Raw genomic sequence first — 8,313 nt, forward strand, 5'->3', positions numbered from 1 at the left:
CCAGAAGTATCTTTTTGGCAAATAACCAGCCATGGCTAAATATTCATATTTGACCTCAGTGCAATAGTTAATTTAAATATTTCTTTGAGTTACACAATGAATTTCATTTACCCAAGGCGATTTATCCTCGCTGATATAATAATACTAATTCATTGGTTAATTCACGGGCTAATAACGATGTCATTAAATGATCTTGAGCATGGACCATAATCAGTGTCATCGGTGTTTTGGCTTCCCCGGCATCTTGTTCGATAAGCTTGGTTTGCATCCGATGTGCGGCCTTGGTAAAGCCATCCGATTCCGATAACAGTGCATGCGCTTGAACAAAATCACCTTCACGGGTGGCTCGCAATGCCTCAAAACAAAGACTTCTGGCCTGACCGGCATTGACGATAATCTCCATTACGGCCTCTTCCAAATCAATCATTTCGCTCTACCTCATCAAAACCTTGATTATTTGCCGTTGCCGCAAACCATTCGCCACTTTTTTTCACGATACGTTGCTGCGTTTTCAAATCTAACTGAACAAAACCATAACGATTTTTATAGGCATTACACCATGACCAGTTATCAATAAACGTCCACATATGATAACCAAGGCAATGGCTCCCTTGCGCCAAAGCACGGTGAACCCATTTTAAATGCTCGGAAACAAACTCAATACGATAACTATCATCTATCTGACCGTTGTGGCTGAATCGCTGTTCATTTTCGACACCCATACCATTTTCTGAAATAAAACAGCGCGGGTTGCCGTAGTTTTTTCGCAAGTTGGTTAGGATATCGTAAATACCGGGTTCATAAATTTCCCAACCCCGGTGCGGGTTCATTTTGCAGCCTGGCATCTGATAATAATCGAACAACCATTCTGGCATAAAGGGGGCTTCTGGGTTAACCCGGCTATCGCGGCATTTAATTCTACGTGGCTGATAATAATTGATACCGAGTAAATCTACTTTACCCTCAACAATTAATTCACTGTCTCCAGGTTGGCAGGCAGGCAGTTGATCGTAATCTTTCAGTAATGCCGTTAGCTCAGCCGGATACTCGCCGCGTAATACTGGATCGAGGAAACTGCGATTAAAAAGCAAGTCGGCGATATTGGCCGCTTTTACATCCGCAGGATTTTCAGAACGCGGATACGACGGTGTGAGATTTAAAATAATGCCAATCTCACCACCTAACTCACGTTGGCGATATTTTTTCACCGCCAAAGCATGAGCCAGCACGGTGTGATAAGCCACTGTGGCCGCCCGTTTGAAATCCACTATATTCGGATAATGGAAATCGTAGAGATAGCCACCTTCGACTGGCACGATTGGTTCGTTGAAGGTAAACCAATGTTGTACCCGGTCACCAAATAAACGAAAACAGGTATCGGCATATTCAGCATAGGCGTCCACCACATAGCGGCTTTCCCACCCCCCCAGCTCTTGCATGACTGTTGGCATATCAAAATGAAACAGATTGATAAATGGGGTTATCCCCTGTGCCAGCAGTTCGTCAATGACACCATTGTAAAAATCCACTGCCTGCGGATTCACTTCACCTCGTCCGTTGGGGATCAGTCGCGCCCATGAGATGGAGGTACGGAAACTGTTGTGATTTAACTGTTTCAACAAAGCAATATCTTGCTGCCAATGTTGATAAAACGTTGATGTCTGTTGCGGCCCAATCTGCTGATGAAAACGCCCCGGTTGCTTGTCAAACCAAGTGTCCCAAACAGTGGCACTTTTACCACCACTCAAGCTTTCACCTTCGGTTTGCGGGGCTGAACTGGCACTGCCCCACCAAAAATCATGTGGAAATTGATACTTCATCATACTCTCCGTAAAGATTAATCTAATCACGACTTAGCGGGTTTCGGCTGACTCAGCAAAACTCAGTTGTTGCTCTTTTTCCTGGTCGGCTTTCAGCAAGCTGCGCTCATAAGCTTTGAGGAATGGGTAGTACATCACCGCCGAGAACACCATACATAACAGACACATAACTACCGGACTAAACGCCCAGTTGGCAGCCCAGGACGCACCAATTGGCGCAGGCGTCGTCCACGGGGTTAATGACACAACTTGCGCTATCCACCCTAATTTGGTCGCGATATAGGCCAATGTGGCGTTGATCATCGGAACGAAGATAAAAGGCAGGAAGAAAACCGGGTTCATGATGATGGGGGCACCAAATAGAATCGGTTCATTAATATTAAAGAAGCTTGGAACTATCCCCATTTTGCCAATAGTGCGCAGATGAATGGCTTTACTGCGTAATAGCAGGAAGGCCAGCGGTAAAGTCGAACCCACACCACCGATCAATAGATAGTGATCCCAGAAACCTTGCAGATAGATATGAGGTAACGGCACTCCGGCAGCTAAAGCCGCTTGATTCAGCGCTAAATTGGTCATCCAGAACGGGTTCATGATGCCGGTGACAATCAATGCGCCATGGATACCGGCGAACCACAAAATTTGGCATAACAGAACCGACAACAAAATGGCAGGCAGCGAATCTGAGGCAGAAACTAAAGGTGCCAACAGGTGCATAATCGCTTCTGGAATAATCATTCCTGTGGAGGATGCGATAAATAAATTCAGTGGATGCAATGTCGCAACCACTGCCACTACGGGGATCAGAATTTCAAAAGATCGTGCAACCCCGGTCGGCACTTCTTTCGGCAGGCGGATAGTAATATTGTGGCGTTTGAGGAATGCATACAACTCAGTGGAATACACCGCGGTAACGATGGCGGTGAAAATCCCTTGCCCTGAGAAATATTGGGTTGAAATGTGCCCATCAGCATAAGGTGCTGCTACCAGCAAAAAGGACATCAATGCCAGCAGACCGGTCATGATTGGGTCCAACTTATATTGCCGCCCAAGGCTGGCACCAATCCCCACCGAGATAAAGAAGGTCATCACCCCCATGCTGAGATTGAAAGGCAACATCAATTGCTCGCGATAGGTACTTGAGAAGTTTAACCAACCACGGGCAAAACCCCATGTGGTGTCCGCAGAAAACGGCGGGAAAATGAACACCAGCATAAATGAGCCAATAATCATAAACGGCAGTGCCGAAGTAAACCCGTCACGAATGGCGATTATGTATTTCTGTTGCCCCAGCCGCCCAGCCAGTGGCGTAATGGTTTGCTCTATCATTCCAACCATTGCTTGGTAAAGAGAACTCATTGCAGATACCTTTTATTTCACTGCATTAATAAGAGATAAGGCGAAGTCGAGCACCTTATCACCGCGTTGCATACCGTAATCCATCATGTCGATAGTCATCACCGGGATCCCTAACGGCTCAGCGATTGCCGCCAAATCACGTTGCATATATTTCACCTGTGGCCCCAATAGCACAACCTGATAGCGGCTGAACTGTTCATTGAATTCACTGGCACCGAAAGCATCAATCTGAACCTCAAGTCCGCGCGTTGCTGCCTCAGCCAACATTTTTTTCACTAACATGCTGGTAGACATCCCGGCGGAGCAGCACAACATTATCTTTTTCATTACGTATCGCCTCAGAGTGATTTGGTCATATTGAGCCTCATTGGAAACAAAATGGAAACCGGTTTCCATGCAAACGGAATAGATATGAGAGCGCGATCAAATATTTAACCACTGAAAGATATGCAGTTGTGAAAGACGTCACAAAAAGCTAAGCACTGGGAGCTGTTTTATTGGATACTCCTTGGTAACAACGGTTTCCGTTATGATGATCGCGGTATAGAATAGATGCAGTAAGACTGGAACCAAGGAAATAGGGAACTGACCAGGCCCTCTGGCCATTGATCAGATAAAGTGGAGTGAAGTTATGTCGACTATTAATGATGTATCGCGGTTAGCCAACGTATCTAAAGCTACAGTGTCCCGGGTGTTAAGCGGTTCACGCGGCGTCAAGGAAGAGAGCCGTCTGGCGGTGATGAAGGCCGTTGAGACTCTGAATTATAAACCGAATGTCATCGCCCAGTTTCTGACTGCACAGTCAACCGGGTGTGTCGGTGTGATTTGCGCTACTGAACACATTCAACAAACAACCAGTTATCTGTTTGCCTTGGAAAAACAGTTCAGCCAGCATCAAAAGCATTTATTACTGCGTTTTGCCGACAATAGCATCGGGGTAGCAAATGCCATCGCTGAGCTCGCCAATGGTTTGTGCGATGCCATTATCATCATCGGGGCGCGCTTTGCGCTGCCATCTCATGATGAAAATATCATCATGATTGATTGTCTTGAGTCCTCTACCCCTAACAGTATTTTATTCGATCACTCATTCGCAGCAGAAACTGCCTGTCACTATTTGGTCAGTCAGGGCCGCCGACATATTGCGCTGTTAAATCATGCCTCTGGCACGGTGGCGGAACAGACGCTACTGGGTTATCAACGGGCGTTGGAGAATTACCTGATTCCCTATAACCGCAGTTTAGTGATGGGTAACGTTCACTCCTCTTCAGAGGCGTTGCAGACACTATTGAATAACGGTGCACAATTTAATGCGCTGTTGGTAATGGATGAAATCGAAGCGCAAAAGGCCATCTCGCTATTGCATGTCTTCAAGCGTACCGTTCCTGATAAAGTGATGGTTTTCAGCCTGGATGGTTCAGTGCAATTACCCGGTATCCCGGCAGTGCCAGCAATCGAGTATTCATTAGAAACATTGGCGAGAAAAGTGGTCGACTTAATTGATGCCCGCGCGGGTAAACATGTAAATCCGCAGGTTTTCCGGGGTAATTTGGTTGTTCCACATGGATTAATTGAGTAACGCTAGCCCTTTAGGTGGTAGATAATGCATAGCATTCAGACCGAATATGAAACTATCCGCGCATCTCTCAGTAATAGCGCGCAGGTCATCACCCTGCTGCATATTGGTCGTGATGCAAGCACGGTAATTACTGACCCGACGGGTGCTCAATGGCCACTTACCGTGGGTGATACCCATACAGCTCAGCGCTATTTTCGCCACAATCCGCCAACGGCTGATGAGATGGAAACCGCCATTATGGTGGTTGAAGATGAAGTTATCCGTATTAGCCCCGCGCTGAATAAAACCTCGCAATTAGTCACCACCGATAGCGAGATAGCCGAGATAGCTCAGCTCGCGGGTTTGCCTTTACAGAGCGAAATGCACTTATCGCTTGAGGCGGTAGAGCGGGTGTTTGACAGGCTGGCGGCGGTAATGATGGGTAGACCCGCAGCCTCTGAAGGGATACCGGCAGATAATGTGTTTGCCGCACGCTTGCTTATCCTGCGTGAGTTTATGCATCACTTGCAGTTCCCGGCGATTACGATATTAAAGTTGTAAAACGAGAGTCAGTCATCAGCGCCGCCACAAGGCGCACTGCCGATGAGATTATAACTGATGGGGTTAAAGCGGGTTGAACACTGACAGTGGCTGTTTTCGCAGCACACTGCCAGGCTCGTTTTAGCGTTTTCTTCTATCAATACAGCATGTTATTTGCGGGCTTTAGGATCCAGATTATCCGCAGGCAATTCGCCCGGTAAGTAATCAGGCAAGCGGCCTGCTGGGAAGATAGCCAGCAGTGATAGCAACGCCATAATCAGTAAGCCAAATTTCAGCGCTCGTAAACGTGCCTCTTCATTGACTCGCACCGCTTCGGCAACCTGTTCAGGTGTCGCCGTCGTCTGAGCTAACACACCTTGCAGGCGGTCATTGCTGACGAAGTTGATGCTGTCCATATTGATCTGAGCCTGAATTTCTGGCGTCAGAATTGGCGTTTCAGCCACACCACGCAGCACGTTAGCACTGAGCAAACCGACCAACAAAGCACCGGCAACCGCAGTACCGATGGCATTTGCCAGGTTGTTAGTCGTACCACGCAACGAACCAACATCGCCTGCCAACTCTTTCGGTGATGCACTGACTAATACGTTAAACAGCAAGGTCACCAATGCGCCCTGTGCCAGACCGAATACCACCAGGCCGAACAGTACCGCGAACTCACTCCAGTTATTGCGCACCACGAATGCCAACCACAACAGGGCGATGGTACAGGTGATAAAACCATAACGGCCGATTTTGCGTGGTGTCAATTTCTTGTAGAAACGGACTATCAGCATCGCGGAGAAGAACACTGACAAGTTAAATGGCATCATGGCAATCGCTGTTGCCATCGGGGTACTGCCCTGCACTATCTGGATATACAACGGAACTGAGAAGTTCAACATCGCTTCCAGTGCGACCACGGCAAACATAGCGAATACTGCCGCTTTTTCCGTAGATGAGGTAATCACTTCCAGTGCCAGTAACGGTGTTTTACCTTGTTCCTGACGGCGACGGGTCCAAACCACAAACGCCTGACCCAACACAATACCCAATACAATCATGAAGGGCGCGGGTGAGAAGCCTAACAAATCAAAGGGCGCACCATCACGCACCAGACCGAAGCCCCAGCGGTTCAGGTTATTAAAACCAAACGACAGCAGAATAATCGCCGATGCCGCCAGTACCACCCCAAACACATCGATGCCCACTTCAGGACGACCGTTATCAGATTTCAATCGGAAGCTCAGCACAAAGATCACGGCTGATAACACAATCAAAATACCGAACGCTGGACGCCAGCCGATATAGGTACCCAGGACACCACCGATCAGAAACGCCGCGACACCCGCACCGGCTCGAGCTGAGCCTAAAGCGCCGAGCGCCGTCGCCTGTTGTGTACCACGGTAGTTTTCAGCGATCAAAGCGACCAGAGCTGGCACCAAAGCCGCCCCCGCCAAGCCACTTAATGCTTGCGCACTGATCATTACAGTAACATTCGGGCTGAATGTCATCATGACCTGCGCGATACCAAACAGCAGTACTGTGCTGCGAAATACCACCAGCGGCCCAAAACGTTGGTTGAGTTTGGCACCCAACATCACGAAGCCCGCAACAGATAATGAGTACATAACAATCGCGGTGGCGATGGTGGTGGGTGGCACATTAAAACTTTTTACCATCCCACCCAACGCGACCGGTAGGGAGGCAACGTTGAATGACATCAGAATCTGGGCTAATGCGATGGTTATCATCGGCACCCAGGATTCTTTAACTTCCGCGCCAGCGCGGTGAGTTGATTGATTCGCCATAAATTCTCTGTCCTTTTGACATGTATTCTTGTTTTCGAGCCCTTTGGCTTGCGAGATAATTTCGTCTACCAAGTGCTCTCGTTCTTAAATCAACCTTGCACACGAAACAATATGACTGTCAGCGCAATGCTCAGATCGTGTAACTCAACTCTTTTCGGTGTAAGGCTCAGAAACAAACATGTCCATCCCAAGACTACGTGATAAGAACCGGGCAGCCAGTTGCCCTTTAACGCTGTTACCCGCACTGTCGAGTAGCGGTGCAAACGTCCCTAACCCCCCCTTTCCAGGTGACACTGTCACAATTCCACCACCAATACCGCTTTTGCCCGGCAGACCAATGTCATAAAGCCAGTCACCAGACGTTTCGTACAACCCTGCTGTTACCATTACCGCTAATGCGTAATGACATACATCGTTGTCCACCACCCGCTCGCGAGTCAGTGGGTTAACCCCACCATCAGCCAGTGTCGCGCCCATCACCGCAAGATCTTTGGCGCTGACATTCAGCGAACATTGGCGGGTATATAAGTCGGTAGCAATAAGAGGATCGCACCCCAGACGGCCATAACCATGCAGCACATTAGCGATACCACGGTTACGGAAGTTGGTTTCACAGGCAGATTGATACACTTCTTCGTTTAGTGTCAGCTTGCGTCCGGCAAAACGGCACAATCCGTCATAGATGAATTTCCACTGCTCATCACTGGTTGATCCAGGTACCAGACTGGTGGTGGCAATCGCACCGGAGTTCACCATCGGGTTAGTGCGGCCATCTGGCGTGCGTTCAATCGCAGTAACGGAGTTAAATGCCATACCGGTGCTGTTCACGCCCAGTTTTTCACGTGCGACTTTGGCTCCGATAGCCTGACAAACCAGTGCAAACACAAAGGGTTTGGAGACACTCATGATGGTAAACTCAACATCTACATCACCGGCAGAATGCACTTTACCGTTGGTGCCAACCATGCAGACGCCAAACAGATTCGGCGCAACGCGTTCCAATGCAGGATAAACGCTAGAAACTACACCTTCGGTATCTGCACCAAAACGTTTATGAGCTTCTTGCACCAATTTAACCACAGTGTCTGGGTCAGGTAGATGCCCGGTGGATACGTAGTCGATAATTCCATTCTTGCTATCATCTGTAGGCATATTCGCTATCTCCCGTTTACCTTTTGTTTATTTTTCTGTCTTTTTTTTTGCCTCTATCGCTTATTTTAGGCGA

Annotated in this window: 8 protein-coding genes; 2 read left to right on the top strand and 6 right to left on the bottom strand. The window is 48.2% G+C overall.

What is annotated here, in order from left to right:
* Positions 1-121: 121 nt before the first annotated feature.
* Genes V2A85_RS19815 through V2A85_RS19830 form a run of 4 tightly spaced genes read right to left on the bottom strand, consistent with a single transcriptional unit; the run spans position 122 to position 3,506 of the window.
* Positions 122-427 (bottom strand): PTS lactose/cellobiose transporter subunit IIA, encoded by a 306-nt coding sequence (locus tag V2A85_RS19815; protein ID WP_420072163.1) that lies wholly within the window; start codon positions 425-427, stop codon positions 122-124.
* Positions 420-1,820: a glycoside hydrolase family 1 protein gene (locus V2A85_RS19820; protein ID WP_420072165.1), complete on the bottom strand. Its 1,401-nt coding sequence runs from the start codon at positions 1,818-1,820 to the stop codon at positions 420-422. The genes V2A85_RS19815 and V2A85_RS19820 overlap by 8 nt, the downstream gene beginning before the upstream one ends.
* 33 nt (positions 1,821-1,853) lie before the next feature.
* Positions 1,854-3,179: a PTS sugar transporter subunit IIC gene (locus V2A85_RS19825; protein ID WP_420072164.1), complete on the bottom strand. Its 1,326-nt coding sequence runs from the start codon at positions 3,177-3,179 to the stop codon at positions 1,854-1,856.
* A 12-nt stretch (positions 3,180-3,191) separates the two neighbouring features.
* Positions 3,192-3,506, bottom strand: coding sequence for a PTS sugar transporter subunit IIB (locus tag V2A85_RS19830; RefSeq protein WP_042569652.1), 315 nt, complete (start codon positions 3,504-3,506; stop codon positions 3,192-3,194).
* Positions 3,507-3,810: 304 nt separating this feature from the next.
* On the opposite strand from V2A85_RS19830, the gene V2A85_RS19835 reads away from it, so the two are divergent.
* Both V2A85_RS19835 and V2A85_RS19840 read left to right on the top strand, forming a co-directional pair.
* On the top strand, positions 3,811-4,758 hold the full coding sequence (locus V2A85_RS19835) for a LacI family DNA-binding transcriptional regulator (protein WP_372558838.1): 948 nt from the start codon (positions 3,811-3,813) through the stop codon (positions 4,756-4,758).
* 24 nt (positions 4,759-4,782) lie between these two features.
* Positions 4,783-5,298 carry a hypothetical protein gene (locus V2A85_RS19840; protein ID WP_372558837.1) on the top strand — a complete coding sequence of 172 codons (516 nt, stop codon included), beginning with the start codon at positions 4,783-4,785 and terminating at the stop codon, positions 5,296-5,298.
* A gap of 149 nt (positions 5,299-5,447) precedes the next feature.
* Here the strand turns inward: V2A85_RS19840 and V2A85_RS19845 are convergent, their stop codons facing one another.
* Both V2A85_RS19845 and glsA read right to left on the bottom strand, forming a co-directional pair.
* The gene (locus V2A85_RS19845; protein ID WP_083159083.1) at positions 5,448-7,088 is read right to left on the bottom strand and encodes an MFS transporter; all 1,641 of its coding nucleotides are present in this window, start codon (positions 7,086-7,088) and stop codon (positions 5,448-5,450) included.
* A gap of 144 nt (positions 7,089-7,232) precedes the next feature.
* Positions 7,233-8,240: a glutaminase A gene (glsA, locus tag V2A85_RS19850; protein ID WP_372558836.1), complete on the bottom strand. Its 1,008-nt coding sequence runs from the start codon at positions 8,238-8,240 to the stop codon at positions 7,233-7,235.
* Positions 8,241-8,313: the final 73 nt, after the last annotated feature.

It is taken from the genome of Yersinia sp. 1252 StPb PI (assembly GCF_048593885.1).
GTDB lineage: Bacteria > Pseudomonadota > Gammaproteobacteria > Enterobacterales > Enterobacteriaceae > Yersinia > Yersinia enterocolitica_E.

Coding starts and splice junctions, on each gene's coding strand:
- V2A85_RS19820 (WP_420072165.1), bottom strand. CDS start 1,820: ATGAAGTATCAATTTCCACATGATTTTTGGTGGGGCAGTGCCAGTTCA.
- V2A85_RS19815 (WP_420072163.1), bottom strand. CDS start 427: ATGATTGATTTGGAAGAGGCCGTAATGGAGATTATCGTCAATGCCGGT.
- V2A85_RS19845 (WP_083159083.1), bottom strand. CDS start 7,088: ATGGCGAATCAATCAACTCACCGCGCTGGCGCGGAAGTTAAAGAATCC.
- V2A85_RS19840 (WP_372558837.1), top strand. CDS start 4,783: ATGCATAGCATTCAGACCGAATATGAAACTATCCGCGCATCTCTCAGT.
- V2A85_RS19830 (WP_042569652.1), bottom strand. CDS start 3,506: ATGAAAAAGATAATGTTGTGCTGCTCCGCCGGGATGTCTACCAGCATG.
- glsA (WP_372558836.1), bottom strand. CDS start 8,240: ATGCCTACAGATGATAGCAAGAATGGAATTATCGACTACGTATCCACC.
- V2A85_RS19835 (WP_372558838.1), top strand. CDS start 3,811: ATGTCGACTATTAATGATGTATCGCGGTTAGCCAACGTATCTAAAGCT.
- V2A85_RS19825 (WP_420072164.1), bottom strand. CDS start 3,179: ATGAGTTCTCTTTACCAAGCAATGGTTGGAATGATAGAGCAAACCATT.